Here is a 21,105-nt window from a genome sequence, read left to right as displayed (position 1 = left end):
TCCTGAAGAGATCTGCCCCGGCCATCAAAGACTAGTCGCTATATACTTGGCTTCCATGAATTCAATCACGCCGTGATGTGACCCTTCCCGTCCGAGACCACTCTGCTTGGTGCCACCAAACGGCCCTGCGGGATCTGAGACCAATCCGCGATTGAGACCAATCATGCCGGTTTCTATTCGGGACGAAATCGCCATGCCTTTGCGGATATCCTGAGTATAAATATAGGCTGCCAGACCGTATTCGGTATCATTGGCCATCGCAACTGCCTCATCAGCGGTGCCAAAGCGATAGACAGCAGCCACAGGGCCAAAGATTTCATCTTTTGCCATGTCGGCGTCATGCGAAACATTGCTGAGAACCGTCGGTGGATAAAAATATCCCTCCCGGTCCAGAGCCTTACCGCCCAGCTCCACCTTGGCGCCCCGATCAACCGCGTCCGAAACCAGCGCTTCTATTTTATCGATGGCCTTGCGGGTAATCATCGGTCCGCATTCGGTATCGGGTTCAGTGCCCGGCCCGACTTTGAGCGCCTTCATGCGCGCGGTCAGCCCCGCGACGAACCGGTCATAAATGCCATCCTGAACCAGAAAACGATTGGCCGCCGTGCACGCCTCACCGCCATTACGCATCTTCGCAACCATGGCGCCGTCAAGCGCGGCGTCGAGATCGGCATCATCAAAAACGATAAATGGCGCGTTGCCACCAAGTTCCATGGAACAACTCAAAACAGACTTGGAAGCCTCCGCAAGCAAGAGACGGCCCACGCCGGTCGAGCCTGTAAACGAAAGTTTGCGCACGCGGGAATCATTCAGCATTGCTGCAGTGACCGTGCCGGGATTCGTCGTCGTCAAAACATTGACCACACCGTCAGGCACACCGGCTTCTGAATAAAGCGCCGCAAGTGCATAGGCGGTGAGTGGCGTCTCGCTGGCAGGCTTGAGCACCACTGTACACCCAGCCGCGAGCGCCGGCGCAATCTTGCGCGTGGCCATGGCCGCCGGAAAATTCCAGGGCGTAATCAATACAGCTATACCAATGGGTTCGTAATCGACGATAATGCGATTACCGCCACCTGGCGACGTCATGAATTCCCCGGATATACGCACCCCTTCTTCTGCGTACCACCGGAAGAATTCGGCAGCATAAGCAACCTCCCCGCGCGCATCGGCGAGAGACTTCCCATTCTCGAGTGAGATCAGATAGGCAAGCTCATCCTGACGTTGCATCATCAAGTCGAAGCATTTCAATAGGATCTGGGCACGGTTTCGCGGCGATGTCGCCCGCCAACCGCCAGCAGCTGCGGCTGCCGCGTCGACAGCCGCACGTGCATCGTCGACCGAGCCGTCTGCCACTTCAGCAATGACATTGCCTGAAGAGGGGTCGGTAACAGGAATGCCCTTTCCCGGCAGCCATTTGCCATTGATATAGAGCCCCCGCGCATAAGACGAGCAATCCAGGTTCCCGGAACGAGATGATGATTGGGCAGTTGCAGAAGACATTTAAAAGAAACTCCTAAGTCGTAACAGATTCAATCGGCGCGAAATCGCCCTCGTAGGCAGCACGCATCAGTGCCGTCATAGCTGCGGCATCGATCTGTCTGGGGTTATTGTCGATAAGACGCGAAACACCGAGAGCCTGGTCGCCGGCCCATTCAAGTTTGTCTTCAGCCAGCCCAAGAGCCTTGAGGCTGGATGGAATGCCGACGGCAGCAAACAGCTTGGCAACAGCATCAACAGCCTTCTTGCCAAGCTCGATATCCTCATTTCCCTGCAATCCGATCATGCGACCGATTTCAGCGAAGACGTCAGGCGTTGCCTCTAAATTGAACCGCATGACATAAGGCAGCACACACGCAACACCGTCGCCATGAGCGGTATGGGTAGCCGCGCCGACAGGATACTGAATCGCGTGGGCAGCCGCCGTTCCAGCGGTGCCGAAAGCAAGACCCGCCATAAGCGCGCCAAGCATAACCTGCTCACGCGCGGCAAGATCATCGCCCTGCGTATATGCACGCTCAAGATTCGAAAAAAGCGTCTGGATTGCCAGTCGCGCAAAATGGTCAGTTATCGCCGTCTTGCCGATAAACACGCGTTCTTGCGCCATGCCGACAACCGGCGCGCGCCTGATGGCCGTAAACGCTTCTATAGCGTGGGTCAGCGCGTCGGCACCGGCCGCAGCCGTCAAACCTTTCGGGCAGGTCACCGTCAGTTCAGGATCACATATCGCAGCCGCCGGAATAAGATGAGGGCTGGATATTCCAACCTTCATCAAACGGCCCGCATCGGACAGAACGGCCACAGGGGTTACTTCCGACCCGGTACCCGCAGTTGTCGGAATGGCAATGATCGGCAGAACCGGTCCCGGAACCTTGAACTCACCGTAATAGTCCTGGGGCTCACCCCCATGCTTGAGCAGCAAGGCAACACACTTGGCGTGATCTATACAACTGCCGCCACCAACGCCGATCACGACATCAGGCGCAAAACTGCGCGCGCGCTCTGCAGAAGCCAGACAGGAGTCAACAGGCACGTCTGGCAGCACACCGGACTCAATTTCAACAACCATGCCGCTTGAACGCAACGAGCTTATAATCTCCTCAAATACCGGCTCGGCGGCAAGCCGCGCGTCTGAGCAGACAAGCGCCCGCTTACCCAATTGTTGTGCGATTGCCGCAAGGCAAGCCCTCTGCCCTGCCCCAAAAACAATCTCCCTTGGTGCCCGCAGGGCACTAAACATATTCATGATCCGGTTTCCTAACTGAGGCCGGAATATGTGAACCCGCTGCGACGAGTTCCTCCCAAAGGCGGGGCTCGACCTCAAAGCCCGCGCTTATTGCGTGTTGTCTGCGTTGCCGGGAACCATCACCGGGAATTGCAACACCCCCCTCATCTCGCGCATTGCTGTTACGCACTGCATCGAGATATTGAGAAATTACTGCCGCAGTCTCCCCGCCACCGGGTTTGATGACGATAAAGACATCGCCTTTGTTTGCACGATGGTCTGCATCGAGCGTACCGCGAACGCTGGGTGCGGGCGGCACGCCGGCAAGACTGGCAATGAGGAGCTCAAATCCCAGCCCAAGCCCATAACCCTTGGCGCCGCCAAATGGCGCAATCGACCCCAGCTTGGCTTTTTCAGCATCAGTGGTGGGCGCACCACGACTATCCAGCGCCCATCCTTGTGGAATTGGCTCACCCTTCAGGGCATGGGCGTGAATTTTACCCATGGACACGATACTGGTCGCCATATCGAGAACATAAGGCTCAGCCGAAGTCGGTATGCCGATGGCGATGGGGTTGGTCCCCAGCATCGCCCTGTCACCACCATATGGATGAACAAGCGCCTCGCTACTCGTGAGAACAATGCCAATCAGCCCGCGCCGGGCAATAGATTCGGCATAAAGAGCCAGCATGCCGAGATGATTTGCATCCCTCACGCCGGCAACGGCGACGCCTGTCTGTTCAACACGGGCAACAAGCGCCTCAATTGCTGCATAAGCCACAACCGGCCCTAACCCCGCGTCACCATCGACCGAAAGAAAAGCCGGCCCCGTCCATTGCTGGGCGCCGCTAATATTGGGAACGGCCAACCCCCGCTCCAGACGCAACAGCAAACGCGGCAGCCTCTGCAACCCATGCGAAGGGTGGCCGCGCAACTCAGCCTCGACAAGCAGCTCGGCCTGCAAACGGGCGTGCGCATGCATAACCCCTTTGTCTTCGAGCAGCCGTGTCGCAAGCGACAGGGCCTGAGCTGCCGTTATGTTCATTTTCAAAATCCTATATGATATCGGATTGCATATCTCAAACTATCGTGCTAGAAGTCAGTGAATGTCAAGGGGCAAACATGGCGCACGAACACACATCCACCACCGCAGCAAACGAACCGGCAGCTCGCCCTATCCGGCGACCGACAGGGCTGGCAAACGAGATCTACGACACGATTTTCTCTGACCTGATGGCGCTGAAAATCCCGCCCGGGTCGCGCATTACTGTGGACACACTCGCCCGCGAGTTTGGCGTTTCCCAAACCCCGATTCGGGAGGCTTTAGGGCGTCTTGAAGGAGAAGGTCTTGTGATCAAGACCCACCTCATGGGGTACAGCGCCGCGCCGCAATTGACCCGTGCGCAATTCTCGGAGCTTTACGAACTTCGCCTGCTTCTTGAGCCTGACGCCGCCCGTCGTCTGGTCGCGAACTTGAACGAAACAAGCCTTCTTGAGCTTACCGAAGCGGCTGGCGTTATGGCTGCACGAAGCAAAAAAACCGATGAGCGGGCGCGTTATTCCGAGTTTGCCCGGCAGGACGCCATATTTCATGACCTGATTCTCAAAGAGGCCGGCAATCAGCTGATACGCGACACGCTCGCCCATCAACATGTCCATTTCCACATCTTCCGCCTGTTCTTCCATTCGCGCGTTACCGAGGAAGCCCTGGCGGAGCACGAAGCGATTATTTCCGCTTTCGAGCATCGCGACCCCGACGCTGCCGCCCGGGCGATGCATATTCACATCGAACGGTCCCGCGACAGAATTCTGCCGGTGTTCGAATGACTGCAATCGCCAGAATTGACACAGCAAACAGCGCTGGCAGCCAGTCAGCTCCGTTGATGCACCTTGCCGGCCTGGGCAAAAATTACGGCCCCATCAAGGTGCTGCAGGATGTGACACTCGATATTCACCCCGGCGAGGTCCATGCGATCATTGGTGAGAACGGCGCCGGAAAATCGACCTTGATGAGATTGATTTCCGGGCATGTTGCCCCCACGACCGGCTCAATTCAGTTATCGGGCCAGACAGCAACGTTTTCCAGACCTGCAGACGCAGAACATGCGGGCATTGCGCTGGTTCATCAGGAAATCCTGTTGGCGGATGACCTGACCGTTGCCGAAAACCTGTTCATGGGCCGCGAGTTGACCCGAAACGGAATAATCGACAACGCAAGAATGGAAGCGATTGCGCGGGAAAAGTTGGCAGAACTCGGCTCAACCGCCGCGCCTCGCGACCTGGTACGCGCCCTGCCCATCGCTCAACGGCAACTCGTGCAGATCGCCCGCGCTTTGCTTGAAGACCATCGGCTTGTGATTTTCGACGAGCCTACGGCAGTGCTCACCGCTAATGAAGTGGAAGCTGTGCTGGATATCGTGCGCGCCCTGCGTGCGCGGAATGTTGCCGTTCTTTATATTTCGCACCGCCTCGACGAGGTTCAGGCGCTCGCCGACACCATCACGGTATTGCGTGACGGAGAGAAGATCGGGACACATTCCGCCAAAGAACTCACCCAGGAAGATATGGCGCGAATGATGGTCGGGCGTGAGCTTTCCATGCTCTACCCACCCAAGCGCGGAATATCAGATCAGCCGCCACTTCTTGAAGTCGAGGGACTGCAGGTTCCCGGAACAGCGAATGACATCTCCTTTAGTGTGAGACCCGGCGAAGTCCTCGGCTTTGGCGGCATGATGGGCGCAGGGCGAACCGAAGTCTTCGAGGGGCTATTGAACCTTCGGCCCGCGCACGCCGAAAGCGTCAAGGTTCGCGGAAAACCGGTCAAAATCGAATCCGTCGCCGACGCGATGGAGTTGGGCATCGGTTACCTCACCGAGGATCGCAAGGGAAAAGGCCTTCTTTTAAACGAACGGCTCGCACCCAATCTGGTGCTGTCTGCACTGTCGTCTGTGTATCGCAAACTTTACACCGATGAACGGCTGGAAAACCAAGAACTCGGTCAGGCAGTCGGAAATTACGATATTCGCGTGCGCAGTCAGAAGCTGACGGCAGGGCAGCTTTCCGGCGGCAATCAGCAGAAGCTTTTGCTTGCCAAAATTATGATGCTCGACCCCGATGTCGTCATCATCGACGAGCCCACACGCGGCATCGACATCGGCAACAAGAAACAGATTTACGCTTTCATCGACAAGCTTGTCAGTGCGGGCAAGGCTTGTGTGGTGATCTCCTCGGAACTCCAGGAACTCGTCGGCCTGTGTGACCGGGTACTGGTTATGCGCAGCGGACGCATCACAACAGAGCTCACTGGTGACCAGATCACCGAAGACGCAGTCGTTCTGGCCGCCACCAGCAATGGCGGATCTGCAGATACGAGAGAGGAATTACGACGTGACTGATACCATCGCCGCTCCGCAGCAAGAGTCGATCATTAAACGCATCAATTGGGTGGATTTGGGCCCTTTCATCGCCCTGCTGGTCCTGGCGGTAATTGGCGTTCTGATTAATCCCGACTTCATGTCGGCGACAAATATCTCCAATGTGCTCACACGGTCGACCTTCATCGCAATCATCGCTGTCGGTGCAACATTCGTCATTTCGTCAGGTGGGTTGGACCTGTCCGTGGGCGCCATGACGGCCTTTGTCGCCGGCATCATGATCATGTTCATGAACATGCTGGTGCCCAGTCTCGGGGCAAATGCCATTATTGCAGGCATCGCTCTGGTGATCTGCGTCGGCGCTCTTTGCGGACTGTTCAACGGCCTTATCGTGACGATTGGCCGGATAGAGCCGTTCATTGTCACGCTCGGCACCATGGGCATCTTCCGCGCGTTCATCACTTTCATGTCCAACGGCGGCACAATTCCCATCGACCGCAGCCTGCGCGATCCATTCCGTCCGATATACTTTGGAAATGTACTGGGGATACCCATTCCCATCGTCATTTGCGCAATCGTTGCCGGTCTTGGCGCATTCATTCTCTACAAGACCAAGTATGGCCGCCGGTGCGCCGCCGTCGGGGCCAACGAGGAAGTCGCGCGCTTCTCGGGCATCTCGATCACAAAAATCCGCACAACCGCGTTTGTCATCCAGGGCGTTTGCGTGGCCATTGCAGCGATCTGCTATGTCCCCCGTCTGGGTGCGGCAACACCGACCACAGGCCTTCTTTGGGAGCTTCAGGTAATCACTGCAGTTGTCATTGGCGGAACGGCACTTCGCGGCGGCAAAGGCCATATCTGGGGCACAATCGCTGGGGCAGTCATCCTCGAGATGATCGCCAACCTGATGGTGCTTTCCGACTTCATTTCCGAATACCTCGTAGCAGCAGTTCAGGGCGTCATCATAATTGTCGCCATGCTGATCCAGAGGTTCTCACGGCGGTCATGATCGAGCCACATGACTTCCACCATAACGCTTGGCTCATCACTTAGGGAGGACAATCAATGAAGAATTCGAGCATACTCACGGTGCTCAGCATCGCGGCGGTCGCCGCGGCGGCACCGGTCTTTGCCCAAGAGGCGCAGAAGGTCATGGTAGTTTCCATTCCGGCTGCAACACATGGCTGGACTGGCGGTGTGGTCTATCACGCTGAAGCAGCTGCCGCGGAAATCCGTGAGGCTTTTCCCAATATCGACGTGATCGTAAACACCTCGCCTTCGGCCATCGCCCAGGTTGGTGCACTTGAAGATCTGCAAGCCTCGCGCGATCCTGATGCGCTGGTAATCCTGCCGTTCACTTCAGAGGAACTGACAGGACCGGTTGAAACCGTCAAGAAAGCCGGCACCTTTGTGACAGTTGTTGATCGTGGTCTCACCGATACCAGCATTCAGGATCTCTACGTTGCTGGCGACAATGTCGCCGTGGGTGCCAATACCGCAGACTGGCTGGCAGAACAGCTTGGCGGTGAAGGCGATGTGGTGGTGCTTCGCGGCATTCCCACCGTTATCGATGACGAACGCATCCAGGGGTTCCAGGATGCGCTTAAGGACACGGGCATCAATATCCTCGACGTGCAGTACGCCAACTGGAACCGCGACGAAGCATTCAACCTGATGCAGGATTACCTTGCGAAATACTCGCATATCGATGCGGTTTGGGCCAATGACGACGACATGTTGCTCGGCGTGCTCGAAGCCATCGACCAGGCAGGTCGCGATGATATTCGTTTCGCGCTCGGTGCCAACGGCATGGTTGATATCGTGGAAATGGTTCGTGCCGGTGATCCCCGCACCCCGGTCTCGACCCCATACCCGCCTTCAATGATCAAAACCGCCATGTATCTGACCGCTTCCAATCTCAACGGTCAGGCACCGGTACGGGGTGAGTTGATCCTCGATGCGCCTCTGATCACTATGGACAATGCCGACGAGTTCTATTTCCCGGACTCGCCGTTCTGATCGATTACGGGCGGGCTGCTCTGTAGCCCGCCCCTCTCACACTATTTATTTCTGGAGATAGATTATGCCCGCCAAGAAAATCCTGATGCTCGTCGGCGAGTTCACCGAAGAGTACGAAATCTACGTTTACCAGCAGGCGATGGAAGCCGTCGGCCACATCGTCCACGTCGTATGTCCCGACAAAAAGGCGGGCCAGATGATCGCAACCTCGCTCCACGATTTCGAAGGTCACCAGACCTATACCGAAAAAATGGGTCACTATTTCCAGCTCAACAAGACCTTTTCCGAGGTCAATCTTGATGAGTATGACGCGGTCTATGCCGCCGGCGGACGTGGTCCCGAATATATCCGCACGGACAAGCGCGTGCAGGATATGGTTCGTCATTTTCATGAGAACGACAAGCCGATCTTCACCATCTGTCACGGTGTTCAGATCCTGATCGCAGTCGACGGCGTGGTCCGCGGCAAACGCGTCGGCGCACTGGGTGCCTGCGAGCCGGAAGTCATTCTGGCAGGCGGCACTTATGTTGATCTTTCACCAACCGAAGCTCTGGTTGACGGCAAGATGGTATCCGCAAAAGGCTGGACCGCCTTGGCAGCTTTCATTCGGGAATGCCTGAATGTTCTTGGCACAAAGATTGTGCTCGATTGACCGATCTGGGCCCGAGGCGCGCTCTTCGGGCCCAATCTTTTTGTGTCGTCTCAGGTAATAGTGCCCTGTTCTCAACACGGCCCGTCGTGAAAATGCCGACAGGCCCGCTAACGCGCCCTCACACCCGCATCGAAATTAAAGCGTTTGCGAAAGCCGCGCCAAATCCTGGGTGATTTCGGATGCCGCCAGTTGGAGCACGGGCACATAGCGCTCGCACGCCTCTGCCTGTGATTTGAATGCTGACGTGAAATAAGTGAGTCCCAAACTGGCCATCACGCGCCCCTCACCATTGATGATGGGCACAGCAATCGTATTTGAATTGGTGGGCTCAACATGGCGCGCCCGGGTCGCATAACCGACCTCTTTGACATGATCGACCAGCTTCATGAGCTCGCGCGGATGATGTGCCATCGCATCCTCAGGATCGTTCGTACTCCGGAGGATATCAATGATCAGCGCAAATTGCTCCTCCGAGGTAAATGCCAGATAGGCCAATCCCATACCGCGCGTAATAAGCGGCAAGCGCATGTTTACTGTAGCGTGAAACGGCGACATCGAGCTGTCCGGCACCGTGCTGAACCGCACGACAACCGCATCACGGTCAAGAAGCGAAATCGAAACCGGCCATTGATGCTTGCGCGTCACCGCGATGGCCCAGGCACGGCCCGCTTCCACCACCATCGGCTCCTTGTGAAACCCTGAACTCAGCGAGCTGACCTGCGCACTGACCTGGTATCCACCCAGGCGTTGATCATTCTCAACGAAGCCCGATTCCTCAAGGGTTTTCAGAATGCGCACCAGTGTGGGCTTGGGCAGCCCTGTGCGCGCATGCAGACGCGCAATGGACGTATAGGGCTGCAGATTCAGTTCCTGCAAAATGCGCATTGCGCGTTCCACCGCTCTAACCCCCATGGGCGCCGCTCCTCTCGTTCCACCTAACGAAACGCCCTCTTAGATACGTTGTCCCCTTCCCGCGTCAAGCTCTATGTCAAAAAGCAGGTTAAACAAGGAGGCCAATAATGTCTGAAGAAAACCGGGCCCAGGTCCGCGCAATGATCGCTGGTATTGATGATGCGGTTGTCGACGGGCTGATGCAGGGTGCGCTCGATCTTCACGTTCATTCCGGCCCGTCGACCATGTCCAGACAGCTCGATCATTTCGAAGCTGTGGAACAGGCGGCCGCAGCAGGTATGCGCGGCATTCTGTTCAAGGATCATCATTATTCCGTCGCGCCGTTCCTGCCCATAATGGACCGCGTTCTGGGCAAGCATAACGTTGCTATGTACGGGGGCCTGGTTCTCAACAATTCCACCGGCGGGTTGGATCCATTCGTCGTCGACGCTCAACTGAAAATGGGCGCAAAACTGATCTGGATGCCAACTGCACAGTCGGCAAACCACATTCGCAGCTCACATCGCAAATCGCGACTGGCCTCGAACGTTCAGCTAAAAAAATCCCCGGGAATTACAGTGATCGACGCCTATGGCGAGCTGCTCGACGAGGTCAAGGAAATCCTCGACTCAATTGCCGAGTTCGACGCGATCCTTTCGTCTGGCCATTTGCACGTTTCCGAAATATGGACACTTTTTACCGAAGCAAAAAAGCGTGGCATCAAACGCTTGCTTATCAACCATCCAATGTATGGCTTGCATTTCACCTACGAAGACATCCGGGAATTTGCAGATTTCGGCGCACAGATCGAACAATCAGCCTGCTTGTATGTTGATTCAAGGTTCAACGTTTTCACACCGACCGAACTTAAAGAACATATCGACGCCGCCGGAGTTGCAAATACGTCGATTGGCTCCGATCTGGGGCAAGTCGACAACCCTTCCCCTGTCGAGGGCATGCGGCAGGCAATCAAGCTTTGCCTGGCCCTGGGCTATAGCGAAGCTGATGTCCGCCTGATGGTGCGCGACAACCCTGCCCGGCTGGTCGGCTTGGATACCGGCGCACGCTGAAGCCATTGTTTGCGCAGCAGCGCATTATCTCCCTTCTCAAAGCCCGCGTCCCAAACTGCGGGCCTAACCAGCTGGCTCGAGCCTGATTTGAGACACATGTCAAAGGAAACACTATGAAACTCGGCACCATAATCAGTCAGGGCAAGCCAGCGCTTGTCGCGAAGAAAGGCGATTCCGCCGTCTTGCTGACCGAACTCTACCAAAGCGCGGGCCTCGGCGAGGCACCCAAATCCATGCAGGACCTGATCGACGGTGCCCAAGAAGAACGCAAGCGTCTGAAGCAGGCAATGGATCAGGGAGAAGCGTCCCCATTGGATCCCGAAACGCTGGATTGGTGCGCCCCGCAAACCCGGCCCTCCAAGATTCTGGGCGTCGCCTTCAACAATATGGGCATTCGCAAATCAGCCCATGTCGATCCCGGCGTGCCCAATTTCTTCCTCAAAGCCCCCTCCAGCCTGACCGGCCATAACAAGCCGATCATCATGGAAGAGCATTTTGGTGAGACCATTCCCGAACTTGAGCTCGCCGCCGTTATCGGCAAGCGCTGCCGCAAGATCACCGTCGCTGAAGCCCGTGACGCGATTTTCGGCTATTCGATCATCAATGACGTCACCTCGCATGGCATGAAGTTCGGCATGGACTCCATTGCCACCACCCGCGAGGCGGACATGATCCGTCCCCATCACCTCGCCTGGCGCAACCTGCATGGCGAAGACGATCACGACGTTTATTTCGTCTATCACACCCGCTCCAAGGCGACCGACACGTTCGGGCCGATGGGCCCGTGGCTGACCACGGCGGACGAGGTCAAGGACCCCAATAATCTCGAAGTCAAAGGCTGGCTCGATGGCGAACCTTTCGCGGTTGATTCCACCTCCAGCTATCGTTTCAAGGTTGAAGAAGTCGTGGCCGAAGCCAGCCAGTACTTTACGCTTGAGGCCGGTGATGTGATCTGCTTTGGCACCTCTGCCAAGGGCGTCGGCAAGTTTCCGAGGGGCCACAGGTCTGTCAATCTGCACCAGCTCACGGGTAAGCTCGACATTGAAATCGAAGGCTTGGGCCACTTGTCCAACCCGATTGTGCATGACTGGGAAAAATAGGCGCGTAGAATTCGGGTTTTGAAAATGGGTGATGTGATGCAGGTGGTTGAAATAATTGGTGCTGGTGGTCCTGAAGTCTTGCACTTCGCGGACCAGAACAGGCCACAACCCGGCCCCCATGAAGTTGTGGTCCGCGTTGTTGCCGCCAGCATCAACCGGCCCGACATTCAGCAGCGGCGCGGGCTTTATCCGCCCCCGCCCAATGCATCGCCCATACCCGGCCTCGATATTTCTGGCATTGTCGCCGAAACCGGCAGCGAGGTCACGCATCTCGCTGTTGGCGACGCCGTGTGTGCGCTGACCAATGGCGGCGGTTATGCCGAGTATTGCGCCGTACCAGCAGTGCAATGCATGCCCATCCCCAAGGGCAGCAGTTTCATTGAAGCGGCCTCCCTGCCCGAGGCGTTTTTCACCGCCTGGAACAATGTCATCTGGGGCGGTCGGCTGGCCGAAGGCGAATCCCTTTTCGTTCAGGGTGGCACCAGTGGTGTCGGCATGGCAGCCATCCAGATTGCCCGGCAATTGCGCAATGCGCGTGTTTTTGCTACCGCCGGCAGTGAGACCAAACGCCAGATATGCTGCGATATCGGTGCCGAAGCAGCGGTAGATTATCGCGGTGACTGGACCGGGGAAATCATGGGACTGACCAGCAAGCAAGGCGTTGACGTCATCCTTGACGCCCAGGCGGGTCCCAATACCCAGAAGCAGCTCGACCTGTTGAAATATGACGGCCGGCTGGTGCTGATTGCCAGCCATCAGGGCGAAACGGCGGAAGTGAATGTCCGCCAGATCGTCCGCCGCCGTCTCTTCCTGTCGGGTTCGACCATCCGCCCGCAAAGCCCGGTCTATAAAGGCCGCGTGGCCGAGGCGCTGGTCAAGGAAGTCTGGCCGCTGATTGAAGCGGGCCGCATCACCACCCGTATTCACGCCATTCTGCCCTTTAGCGAAGTGCGCAAGGCGCATGCCATATTGGACCGCAACGAGCAGATCGGCAAAGTGGTCATGGCCGTTGACGCCGATCTGGCCGAGACGGTGCCCGGCACGGGCCACGGGCAGTCCTGATGCTGACCGTAGATCGCCCGCTTGACCTCAAAAACCATGCCGGTCAGGTGCTCGGTGCCTCTGAATGGCGCACCATCACCCAAAAGGAAATCGATGATTTCGCCGAGCTTTCTGGCGATGACCACTGGATCCACATTGATGTGGAGCGGGCAAAAAGCGATATGCCCCGGGGCCGCACTATTGTGCATGGCCTTTACCTGCTGGCGCTGGTGCCGGCCTTGCAGCGCGAAATCTACGCCATCCGCCAGCGCGGCAAGGGCCTTAATTATGGCTATGATCGCGTGCGGTTCATTCTGCCGGTGCCGGTGGAAAGCCGCATTCGCCTGAAACAGTCGCTGGTGGACGCCACCGGACATGCGCTGGGCGCGCGGCTGGTATTTGATCTCGAAATCGAGATCGAGGGCACTGAAAAGCCTGCCCTCGTCGCTCAGAACATCCTGCTGATTGAAAATCCATGACTGCAACACAAGAACACGCCCCGGACGCCGAAGCCCAGCTGCTGGCGACCATTCTCGCCCATGCCCTGCTGCGCCCCGATGACATTGCCCTGATCTGCGGTGACACAGAGACAAGCTGGAGCGCGCTGCGCCGCCGGACGCTGGCGCTGGCCGGTGCACTTTATGCCCAATCGCCCGAAATCGGTGCGCGCGTGGTGCTGCTCGGCGATGTCAGCCTAGATCTGGTGATTGCCTATCTGGCGATCGTTGCCGCGGGCAAATGCGCGGTGCCCTTGCAGACTTCAGCCCATCCAGAGGCCCTGGCGGGCATGGTCAGCGATTGCGCGCCCAGCCTGATTTTTGCCGATGGCAAATATCTCGATAACCTGCAGCCATTTCTCAAAGCGGATCTCCGCGCTGTGCGTCTTGGCACGGACGACATGGCAAACCTTGTTGCCGGTGCCACCCCGCTGGAAGCCCCGCTGCAGGTGCCCGCCGACACCCCGTTCAATATCATCTACAGCTCCGGCACGACCGGCAAGGCCAAGGGCATTGTCCAGCCCCATGCCATGCGCTACCGGCAGGCTGCCCGCAGCCTGTTCGGCCTCGGGCCGGACAGCACCATGCTGCTGGCAACCCCACTTTATTCTAACACCACCCTGATGCCGATGCTCTCGGCCCTCTGCCATGGCGCGCGCGTGGTGATGATGCCCAAATTCGATGCCGAGGGTTATCTCGAACTGGCCGAGAAATTCACCGCGACCCATACCATGCTGGTGCCGGTGCAATATCAGCGCATTCTGGCAGCCCCAGGTTTTGCCAGCCGCGACCTCAGCCATTTCAAAATCAAGCAATCCACCGGCGCGCCGATTGCGCCCGCCGACAAAAAGCGTATCGCCCATGACTGGCCGGGGCGTTTTCTCGAAGTCTATGGCCTGACCGAAGGCGGCTGTACCTGCATTCTCGATGTCGCAGCCTTTCCCGAAAAAGCCCATACGGTGGGCAAGCCGGCAAGCGGCAATGATATCAGGGTGATCGACGAGGCTGGAAACGATGTGCCGACTGGCGAACGCGGCGAGATCATCGGCCGTTCGGCCATGATGATGTCGGGCTATTTCCGCAACGAAGCGGCGAATGACGCGTTTTACTGGCGCGACAAGACTGGCGTGCTCTATCACCGCACCGGCGACATCGGCGTTTTCGACAGCGACGGGTTTTTGACCCTTGTTGACCGCAAGAAGGATGTCATCATCTCGGGCGGCTTCAATATCTATGCCTCGGACCTTGAGGAAAAGCTGCTGCAGCACCCCGACATCGCCGACGCCACCGTCATCGGCATTCCGAGCGAAAAATGGGGTGAAACCCCGCTGGGTCTGGTGGTCGCCAAACCCGGAGCAGAGATTACGCCGGATGACATATTGGCCTGGCTCAATAGCCGTCTGGGCAAGATGCAACGCGCTTCGGCCATTGAAGTACGCCCTGAACTGCCGCGCAATGCCGTCGGCAAGGTGCTCAAGCAGGACCTGAAAAAAGCCTATTGGGAGGATGCCAATGGCTGAGCATCATGAGAACGGCCCCGACGTCGCCCTGATCACTGGCGGCAGCAGCGGCATTGGCCGCGCCACGGCCCTGCGGCTGGCCCAGCGCGGCACAAGCGTGATTGTTGGCTATCACTCCAATCAGGACGCCGCCGAAGCGCTGGTGGCGGAAATGGCGGGCAGCGGCCATCTGGCCTTACGCATTGCCCTTGAAGATACGGCCAGCATTACAGCGGCTGCCGAGACCATCACCCGGCAATTCGGCAAGCTCGACGCGCTGGTCAATAGCGGTGGCAATACAAAGCCGGTGCCGCTCAACGAACTCGATCAGCTGACCGACGACATTTTCGACAATGTGGTGGCGGTCAATCTGCGCGGACCGTTTGCAGTCATCCGCGCCATGCGGCCTCTGCTCGACAAGGGCACAAATGCCGCCATCGTCAATGTGTCCTCGCTCGCCGCCCAAAAGGGTGTGGGCAGCAGCCTTGCCTATTGCGCTGCAAAGGGCGGGCTCGACACGCTCACCATCGGGCTGGCCAAGGTGCTGGCCCCAACGATCCGCGTGTTCTCGATCTCGCCTGCAGGGGTGGATACCGAATTTGTCGCGGGGCGCACACGGGCGCAGCTTGAGGCCACGGCAGCGCAGGTGCCGCTCAAAAAGATCACCTCGGCCGATGATGTCGCCCGCGCGATTGTGGCCTCTATTGTCGATTTGACCAGCAGCACCGGCCTGATCATTACCGTCGATGAAGGCCGGCACCTCTAGAGCCTGTCAATTTTTGCTGGAAACACCCTTCCCCATCGCGAGGCGCGAAAGCGCCGTGGCGATCCTGAGCCACACGCGCTGAGCCGCTCTGGATTGCCGCGCGCTCACTTCTTCTCCCTCCCCCTTGTGGGGAGGGATCAAGGGTGGGGGTCGGCCCGAAGGGCCAAACAAGGAAACTACAAGCTATCCGCCAATACCGAACGTGTGGCTCCACCCCACCCGACCCGGCTACACCGGGCCACCCTCCCCATCAAGGGGAGGGAAAAGGGAGCATGCCGCATGCTCAGATGCGCCCCTTAGCGACGGAAGCAGAACAGGCCTTCATACAGTTTCTGGATTGCCACGCGCCTTTGGCGCTCGCAATGACGGTGTAGAGCTATTCGGTTGAACGCGCCGGCACCTGGCCCTTGCTGACAAGGGTCATCACGGTTTCGTCCTTCTGGTTGGACACCGTGACCTTTGTGCCGATCACCCCGAATTCGGGGCGGCTTTTTGAGCGTTCCGCTGAAATCACCTCGCGGGTGACCGTCAGCACATCACCCGGACGCACCGGCTTGCGCCAGCGCAATTCGTCAATCCCGAGCCCCACAACCGGCGTATCGCCATAACCGCCGCTCTCGATGAACAGCCGCATGGAGAGCGCCGCGATCTGCCAGCCGCTGGCAATGACGGTGCCGAACCGCCCGGCTGCCGCCGCGACCGGATCGGTATGCATGGGCTGGGGATCGTTTTGCAGCGCATAGGCGATGATATCCGCCTCGGTCATCTCGACGCTTTTGCTGACCCAGGTCTCGCCAATCTCAAAGTCTTCAAGGAAGCGGGGCATTCAATTCTCCGGAATATAAAAGGTTGGTTCAGCGGGTGCTGTTGGTGCTCGACGCCAGCCGTGTGGCTTCGAGCTCTTTGAGAATATCGGGCAAGCGGCTGACGGCGGCCTGCTGCAAATCCTCATAAAGACTATTGCCATGGGCATCTATCGCGACCGTCACCGGCCCGAACCCATTGAGCCTGTAACGCGACAGGCGGAACTGTTCGATCAGATCGTCCCAGCCGGTCTCAAGCCGTTCCTCCGCGCCATTGCTCAACAGCGGCGACGCGCCGCCCGGCATGGAGAAATAGACGCAGCCCATTTCTTTCAAGGCGGCAACACATTCAGCGCCCATACCGCCCTTGCCGCCGACCGATGTCAGTCCCAGCTCCCGGATCAGGGTCGGCATGAAGGCGTTAAACCGGGTCGAAGTGGTTGGATTGACGTAATTGGGCAGCCATTTGCCGTTCTCTTCACGGCAATTGCTGCCCATGTGGAAAAAGGCTTGCCCGCGCAAATCAATCGGCAGCGGCTCGCCCTTGGCCAGCGCCGCGATCATGCGTTCATGGGTGACAAAGCCTGCCGTGACGGTCACCTCGCCGTCGAGCAGCACCATATCACCGACCTTGAGCGAGCGGGCCACATCAACCGATAGCGGCAATGTCAGGCGCAAGGGTTCTGTCTCAGCGCTATTCAAGGCGGGTCACCTTTCCGTCATTGTCGATGCGCACGGCGGTGCGCCGGTTTATCCAGCAGTTAAAGCACACAGCGACCGGCACAAAGCCGTGCCCATGGGCGTAATCCACATGCACCGCCAGGGCCGTGGTGTCGCCCCCGGTGCCCATGGGGCCAAAGCCGGTCTTGTTGACGGCGACCAGCAGGCGCTCTTCCATCTCGGCGATCATCGGGTCGGCATGTTTGGAGCCGATCTTGCGCAGGGTCGCCTGCTTGGCCATTTTCGCCGCATGATCGAACGAACCGCCAATGCCCATGCCGATAATCACCGGTGGACAATGCTGCGAGCCGGCAGCCAGCACGCATTCCATGAAATAGGCCTCGATTTCCGCAATCTTGGGATAGCTGAAAATCTTCAGATCCGCCCAGCGGCCCGACCCGAGCGCCTTGGGCGAACAGGTGATTTCCATGTAATCTGCCCCGTCGATCACATCGAAGGAGACAATCGGCATGTCCTTGCCCTTGTAACTCCGCTCCATGGTCAGCGGATGGGTGATGAATTTGAGGATCGGCGGCTGGATCGTATCGACCAGTTCGGCAAAGCCATCGACAAAGGCGCGGCGGATATCCCCGTCCAGCGTCAGCTTGGTGCCGATCTTGACGAAATAAGTGGGAAAGCCCGCGTCCGAACAGGCGTGCCGGTCTTCGCTCTCGGCAGCCCGCGCCGCCGCCTGCATGAAATCGAGCGTGCGCTGGGAGGTGGGGTTGGTTTCCGTCAGGCGCGCTGCTGCCAGCGCGTCGAGCGTATCGTCGGGCACCTTTTTGAGTGACCATCCGTAAAGGTCGCAAGCGGCCTGCCTGATAACGTCATAGGTGATCGGCAATTCAGACGCTCCCCTCGCTCTCTGTCACTCACCTCTACGTTGCCTTCACGGGCACGACAAACATCGAGAGCCAATCATTCCGTGCAATGAAACGCCCCATTCCAAAACGCCAGGGACGCTAGTGTCGCAACCCAGAAAATAGCGCCTCGACATCATCCACCGCCTCAAGGTTGAGAAGTTTTTCCTTGAGCGCCGTCGCAGCGACAGAACTTAAAACGCCGTCTACGTTCTGGTCGAATTTTTCGAGATAGGCTTCAGTGCCAAGCGGATTGCCGCGCGTGCCGGGCATATCGACAACTGCATGGGCGATTTCGCTTCCGTCCTTGAATTTAAGCGTCACACGTGCCCTTGATCGTGTCAGGTCCGCACTGGCGATGGGGTCAGGATAGTAACGCACCTTGTCAGCCAGGCTGTTTATCAAGGGGTCAGCCAGGCAGTCCGGGGCATAGGCATGCTTGTCCATCTTGCGCCGCACCAGCGCTTCGGCAACTGTGTGCTGCAAACTAATACGCCCGTGCCACGTCGATTTTGGACGTCTTTTGTCTTCGACCGGCACACACACAGTGTTGAACGAGCGCTCCATGATTTCACAGCGGATCTCTTCAATCTGATCGAGCGCCATTTCATGGGCATCGCGAAGGTCCAGCGCACAACGGATGAATGGCAAAAGTGTGTAGGCACAAGGATATTGCTTTGACGCAATGCTCAACACTTCCCATTCACTGCCGAGATCTTTGTAAAGCGCCTCAAACCTGAAATCCGGAGCGCTCTGCACATAGCTTCGAAACAGGCCAAACTTGCCTTCATAAATTTTGCGCGGACCCGTAATGCCTTGTTTTGCAAGGGCAACGGCCCGCAATGCCGACGCTGCCGACAAACCGACATGCAGGACTTTTGCAGAGGTTCCATCCTCAAACGCACTGATCGACCCCGAGGTCAGGCTACCGGCAAGGCCAATCGCGTTGACAATCGTTTCCTCATCAAGCCCCTCCAGCATGGCAATCGCATAAATCGCGCCAAACGTGCCGTATACTGCGGTGGGGTGAAAACCCACCTCGTGCAGTCGAACGGGTGAAACCAACCCTATTCGGCACAATAATTCGCTCCCCACAAGCACAGCATTTATCAGCTCCCGGCCCGTCACAACCCGCTTCTGGCACAGTGGCAAAAGCGCTGAGAGGACCACACCGGTGGGGTGGATATTGCTCTGAATATGCGTATCGTCAAACTCAAGCACCGACGCCATGGCCCCGTTCACCAGCGCCGCAGATGCCAGTCCCATTTTACGCTGATGCGCCATGTCATGATACGCACCACCGCCGTCCACCAGATCGGTCGCATTGGCAGCACCAAGAACAGTGTCATGATCACTGGTACCAAACATGACGCCGACATGGTCAAGGATGCGCAGTTTCGTGTTGGTAATCACATCATCGCCGACATCGGTGAGTGAAACGTTCCGCAGCCATCTGGCCAGTTTTTCGCTTTCACTTGGCATTCAAAATAGCCCTCCGGCACGAGTATGGGAAAAGCATACGGATCTAAATTATCGACCCGTACGCCATTATTCTTGTCGCTCAGAACCTAGCCCGCCGTTTCAGCGGTTGAGGGTGTGCGGTTCTTGCGTGGGCCGAGATAAATAACTGATGCCACAGCTAAAACGAGCAGCCCCAGGGCAATGGGATGCTGCAATATCACCGCCGGGTCCCCGCGCGAGATCAGCATGGACTGTACCAGTTTGGATTCAAGTTCCGGGGTCAGAACGTAGCCGATTATGAATGCAACAATCGACAGGCCGAACAAGCGCATGAAATAGCCCATAACCGCGAAGGCCAGCATGATATAAACCCCGAAAAGGCCGCCAGCGGTGACATAGCTACCGGTCATGCACAGCAGCAACGCTGCGGGGTAGATCACGGAATTGGGCGCAGAAATCGCCGCGCTCCAAAGACGCATGCCGAACTGCCCTACCCCCAGATTGGCAAAATTGGCGATCAGCATGGCGCCGAACATGCCGTAAATCAGCCGCCCCTGCTCCTCGAACAACAAAGGCCCGGGTTGCACGCCATGGATAATGAAAGCACTGACCAGCAAGGCCGCTGCAATGTTTCCCGGAATGCCAAGCGTCAGCAGTGGAATAAGGTTTGCCCCCACCACAGCCGAATTTGCTGCCTCAGAAGCGGCGATTCCTCGCGGATCGCCTTTGCCAAAAGACTCCGGGTCCTTGGCGCTCTGTTTGGTGATTGAGTAGCTCAAAAAGCCGGCCGTTGCAGACCCAAGGCCCGGAATAGCCCCGATTACGGTACCGATAGCCCAGGCGCGAATGGCGACATATTTGTTCGCAAGTAGTTCCGCCATCGAAACCCGCTGATCCTCAGGATCATCAGATCTCACTCTGATCGGGGCGGCTGTGCTCGTCAAACGGGTTGTGCGTGAGATTTGCACAAACACCTCACTCACCGCGAGCAGCCCGATCGACATTGCCGTCAACGGCAGTCCGTCATAAAGATCGAGCATACCGAAAGTGAAACGTGGTGTGCCCTGCGCCGGATCCAGCCCCACCGAGGCGAACAAGAACCCCAGCGCTGCAGCCATCAATCCCTTTATCATCGAGGATCCCACCAGTCCGGTAATGATGGTGAAAGCCAGGATCATCAACGCCGTGATCTCGATTGGCCCCATGCGCAAGGCCACCAAAGCGAGCGGCGCGGCGACTGTTATCAACACGATGTCGCTCGAAAGGTCACCGAAAACCGAATAATAGAGCGAATATTTCATCGCCTTCATCGGCTTGCCGTTCTTCGCCATCGGGTGGCCATCAAGCGCTGTCGCCGCAGATTCAGGGGTGCCGGGTGTATTGATAAGAATGGCTGGAATGGCACCGCCAACCGTACCCCCCTTGTTCACACTGATCAGGAAGGCAATCGCCGTTAGCGTGTCCAGCGTGTAGGTAAGCGGAATAGCGATCGCCAGCGCCATGAGAATGGACAAGCCAGGTATAGCCCCGACGATCTGGCCTATTGCCACACCGGCGATAATGAAAAGAATATTGGTGATGGTAAAGGCGTCACTCATCGCCAGGAGGATTGATCCCAGATCAAACATTT

The 21,105-nt window shown here is 57.6% G+C and carries 20 protein-coding genes; 11 read left to right on the top strand and 9 right to left on the bottom strand.

Annotation, left to right across the window (positions count from 1 at the left end; genetic code table 11):
• Positions 1–24 precede the first annotated feature (24 nt).
• From L1P08_RS01720 to L1P08_RS01710, 3 genes are read right to left on the bottom strand one after another with little or no spacing between them, the layout of a single operon-like run.
• Entirely contained in the window at positions 25–1,500 is a 1,476-nt protein-coding gene (locus tag L1P08_RS01720) for an NAD-dependent succinate-semialdehyde dehydrogenase (protein ID WP_303618290.1), read from the bottom strand.
• Between the two features lie 13 nt (positions 1,501–1,513).
• Complete coding sequence (locus tag L1P08_RS01715) at positions 1,514–2,743, bottom strand: iron-containing alcohol dehydrogenase (RefSeq protein ID WP_303618289.1); 1,230 nt, start codon at positions 2,741–2,743, stop codon at positions 1,514–1,516.
• Positions 2,730–3,767 (bottom strand): Ldh family oxidoreductase, encoded by a 1,038-nt coding sequence (locus L1P08_RS01710; protein WP_303618288.1) that lies wholly within the window; start codon positions 3,765–3,767, stop codon positions 2,730–2,732. Before L1P08_RS01710 ends, L1P08_RS01715 begins: the two co-directional genes overlap by 14 nt.
• A 77-nt stretch (positions 3,768–3,844) precedes the next feature.
• Here L1P08_RS01710 and L1P08_RS01705 point away from each other — a divergent pair, with 77 nt between their 5' ends.
• The 5 genes from L1P08_RS01705 (at position 3,845) to L1P08_RS01685 (ending at position 8,767) form a co-directional block, all read left to right on the top strand.
• Complete coding sequence (locus L1P08_RS01705; RefSeq protein ID WP_438268428.1) at positions 3,845–4,549, top strand: GntR family transcriptional regulator; 705 nt, start codon at positions 3,845–3,847, stop codon at positions 4,547–4,549.
• Positions 4,546–6,117, top strand: coding sequence for a sugar ABC transporter ATP-binding protein (locus L1P08_RS01700; protein WP_438268427.1), 1,572 nt, complete (start codon positions 4,546–4,548; stop codon positions 6,115–6,117). Before L1P08_RS01705 ends, L1P08_RS01700 begins: the two co-directional genes overlap by 4 nt.
• Positions 6,110–7,105 (top strand): ABC transporter permease, encoded by a 996-nt coding sequence (locus tag L1P08_RS01695; protein WP_303618287.1) that lies wholly within the window; start codon positions 6,110–6,112, stop codon positions 7,103–7,105. Before L1P08_RS01700 ends, L1P08_RS01695 begins: the two co-directional genes overlap by 8 nt.
• A 56-nt stretch (positions 7,106–7,161) precedes the next feature.
• Positions 7,162–8,115 (top strand): substrate-binding domain-containing protein, encoded by a 954-nt coding sequence (locus L1P08_RS01690; protein ID WP_303618286.1) that lies wholly within the window; start codon positions 7,162–7,164, stop codon positions 8,113–8,115.
• Positions 8,116–8,179: 64 nt separating this feature from the next.
• Complete coding sequence (locus L1P08_RS01685) at positions 8,180–8,767, top strand: DJ-1/PfpI family protein (RefSeq protein WP_303618285.1); 588 nt, start codon at positions 8,180–8,182, stop codon at positions 8,765–8,767.
• Positions 8,768–8,902: 135 nt separating this feature from the next.
• Here the strand turns inward: L1P08_RS01685 and L1P08_RS01680 are convergent, their stop codons facing one another.
• Entirely contained in the window at positions 8,903–9,652 is a 750-nt protein-coding gene (locus L1P08_RS01680; protein WP_303618284.1) for a helix-turn-helix domain-containing protein, read from the bottom strand.
• 134 nt (positions 9,653–9,786) lie between these two features.
• Between L1P08_RS01680 and L1P08_RS01675 the strand changes: the two genes are divergently transcribed.
• The 6 genes from L1P08_RS01675 (at position 9,787) to L1P08_RS01650 (ending at position 15,631) form a co-directional block, all read left to right on the top strand.
• Positions 9,787–10,728, top strand: coding sequence for a DUF6282 family protein (locus L1P08_RS01675; RefSeq protein ID WP_303618283.1), 942 nt, complete (start codon positions 9,787–9,789; stop codon positions 10,726–10,728).
• 113 nt (positions 10,729–10,841) lie between these two features.
• Positions 10,842–11,828 (top strand): fumarylacetoacetate hydrolase family protein, encoded by a 987-nt coding sequence (locus L1P08_RS01670; protein WP_303618282.1) that lies wholly within the window; start codon positions 10,842–10,844, stop codon positions 11,826–11,828.
• Between the two features lie 24 nt (positions 11,829–11,852).
• Positions 11,853–12,890 (top strand): NAD(P)H-quinone oxidoreductase, encoded by a 1,038-nt coding sequence (locus L1P08_RS01665; protein ID WP_303618281.1) that lies wholly within the window; start codon positions 11,853–11,855, stop codon positions 12,888–12,890.
• Positions 12,890–13,348, top strand: coding sequence for a MaoC family dehydratase (locus tag L1P08_RS01660; protein ID WP_303618280.1), 459 nt, complete (start codon positions 12,890–12,892; stop codon positions 13,346–13,348). Before L1P08_RS01665 ends, L1P08_RS01660 begins: the two co-directional genes overlap by 1 nt.
• Complete coding sequence (locus L1P08_RS01655) at positions 13,345–14,886, top strand: class I adenylate-forming enzyme family protein (protein ID WP_303618279.1); 1,542 nt, start codon at positions 13,345–13,347, stop codon at positions 14,884–14,886. Before L1P08_RS01660 ends, L1P08_RS01655 begins: the two co-directional genes overlap by 4 nt.
• The gene (locus tag L1P08_RS01650; protein ID WP_303618278.1) at positions 14,879–15,631 is read left to right on the top strand and encodes an SDR family NAD(P)-dependent oxidoreductase; all 753 of its coding nucleotides are present in this window, start codon (positions 14,879–14,881) and stop codon (positions 15,629–15,631) included. The genes L1P08_RS01655 and L1P08_RS01650 overlap by 8 nt, the downstream gene beginning before the upstream one ends.
• 376 nt (positions 15,632–16,007) lie before the next feature.
• On the opposite strand, the gene L1P08_RS01645 is transcribed toward L1P08_RS01650, so the two are convergent.
• The 5 genes from L1P08_RS01645 to L1P08_RS01625 form a co-directional block, all read right to left on the bottom strand.
• Positions 16,008–16,457, bottom strand: a complete 450-nt coding sequence (locus tag L1P08_RS01645) for a MaoC family dehydratase (RefSeq protein WP_303618277.1) — start codon at positions 16,455–16,457, stop codon at positions 16,008–16,010.
• A gap of 28 nt (positions 16,458–16,485) precedes the next feature.
• On the bottom strand, positions 16,486–17,136 hold the full coding sequence (locus L1P08_RS01640; RefSeq protein WP_303618276.1) for a fumarate hydratase C-terminal domain-containing protein: 651 nt from the start codon (positions 17,134–17,136) through the stop codon (positions 16,486–16,488).
• Positions 17,129–17,998 carry a fumarate hydratase gene (locus tag L1P08_RS01635; protein WP_303618275.1) on the bottom strand — a complete coding sequence of 290 codons (870 nt, stop codon included), beginning with the start codon at positions 17,996–17,998 and terminating at the stop codon, positions 17,129–17,131. The genes L1P08_RS01640 and L1P08_RS01635 overlap by 8 nt, the downstream gene beginning before the upstream one ends.
• A 118-nt stretch (positions 17,999–18,116) precedes the next feature.
• Entirely contained in the window at positions 18,117–19,496 is a 1,380-nt protein-coding gene (locus tag L1P08_RS01630; protein ID WP_303618274.1) for an MmgE/PrpD family protein, read from the bottom strand.
• A gap of 86 nt (positions 19,497–19,582) precedes the next feature.
• Entirely contained in the window at positions 19,583–21,103 is a 1,521-nt protein-coding gene (locus L1P08_RS01625; protein WP_303618273.1) for a tripartite tricarboxylate transporter permease, read from the bottom strand.
• Positions 21,104–21,105: the final 2 nt, after the last annotated feature.

It is taken from the genome of Mariluticola halotolerans, from assembly GCF_021611515.1.
In the GTDB taxonomy this organism is placed as follows: domain Bacteria; phylum Pseudomonadota; class Alphaproteobacteria; order Rhizobiales; family Devosiaceae; genus Mariluticola; species Mariluticola halotolerans.
The sequence above is the reverse complement of the archived record's forward strand: the minus strand, read 5'-3'. Positions and strand labels throughout refer to the sequence as shown.

Excerpts from the sequence above, each read along its gene's own strand:
- L1P08_RS01720 (WP_303618290.1), bottom strand. The coding sequence starts at position 1,500 with ATGTCTTCTGCAACTGCCCAATCATCATCTCGTTCCGGGAACCTGGAT.
- L1P08_RS01715 (WP_303618289.1), bottom strand. The coding sequence starts at position 2,743 with ATGAATATGTTTAGTGCCCTGCGGGCACCAAGGGAGATTGTTTTTGGG.
- L1P08_RS01710 (WP_303618288.1), bottom strand. The coding sequence starts at position 3,767 with ATGAACATAACGGCAGCTCAGGCCCTGTCGCTTGCGACACGGCTGCTC.
- L1P08_RS01705 (WP_438268428.1), top strand. The coding sequence starts at position 3,845 with ATGGCGCACGAACACACATCCACCACCGCAGCAAACGAACCGGCAGCT.
- L1P08_RS01700 (WP_438268427.1), top strand. The coding sequence starts at position 4,546 with ATGACTGCAATCGCCAGAATTGACACAGCAAACAGCGCTGGCAGCCAG.
- L1P08_RS01690 (WP_303618286.1), top strand. The coding sequence starts at position 7,162 with ATGAAGAATTCGAGCATACTCACGGTGCTCAGCATCGCGGCGGTCGCC.
- L1P08_RS01685 (WP_303618285.1), top strand. The coding sequence starts at position 8,180 with ATGCCCGCCAAGAAAATCCTGATGCTCGTCGGCGAGTTCACCGAAGAG.
- L1P08_RS01680 (WP_303618284.1), bottom strand. The coding sequence starts at position 9,652 with ATGCGCATTTTGCAGGAACTGAATCTGCAGCCCTATACGTCCATTGCG.
- L1P08_RS01675 (WP_303618283.1), top strand. The coding sequence starts at position 9,787 with ATGTCTGAAGAAAACCGGGCCCAGGTCCGCGCAATGATCGCTGGTATT.
- L1P08_RS01670 (WP_303618282.1), top strand. The coding sequence starts at position 10,842 with ATGAAACTCGGCACCATAATCAGTCAGGGCAAGCCAGCGCTTGTCGCG.
- L1P08_RS01665 (WP_303618281.1), top strand. The coding sequence starts at position 11,853 with ATGGGTGATGTGATGCAGGTGGTTGAAATAATTGGTGCTGGTGGTCCT.
- L1P08_RS01660 (WP_303618280.1), top strand. The coding sequence starts at position 12,890 with ATGCTGACCGTAGATCGCCCGCTTGACCTCAAAAACCATGCCGGTCAG.
- L1P08_RS01655 (WP_303618279.1), top strand. The coding sequence starts at position 13,345 with ATGACTGCAACACAAGAACACGCCCCGGACGCCGAAGCCCAGCTGCTG.
- L1P08_RS01650 (WP_303618278.1), top strand. The coding sequence starts at position 14,879 with ATGGCTGAGCATCATGAGAACGGCCCCGACGTCGCCCTGATCACTGGC.
- L1P08_RS01645 (WP_303618277.1), bottom strand. The coding sequence starts at position 16,457 with ATGCCCCGCTTCCTTGAAGACTTTGAGATTGGCGAGACCTGGGTCAGC.
- L1P08_RS01630 (WP_303618274.1), bottom strand. The coding sequence starts at position 19,496 with ATGCCAAGTGAAAGCGAAAAACTGGCCAGATGGCTGCGGAACGTTTCA.
- L1P08_RS01625 (WP_303618273.1), bottom strand. The coding sequence starts at position 21,103 with ATGTTTGATCTGGGATCAATCCTCCTGGCGATGAGTGACGCCTTTACC.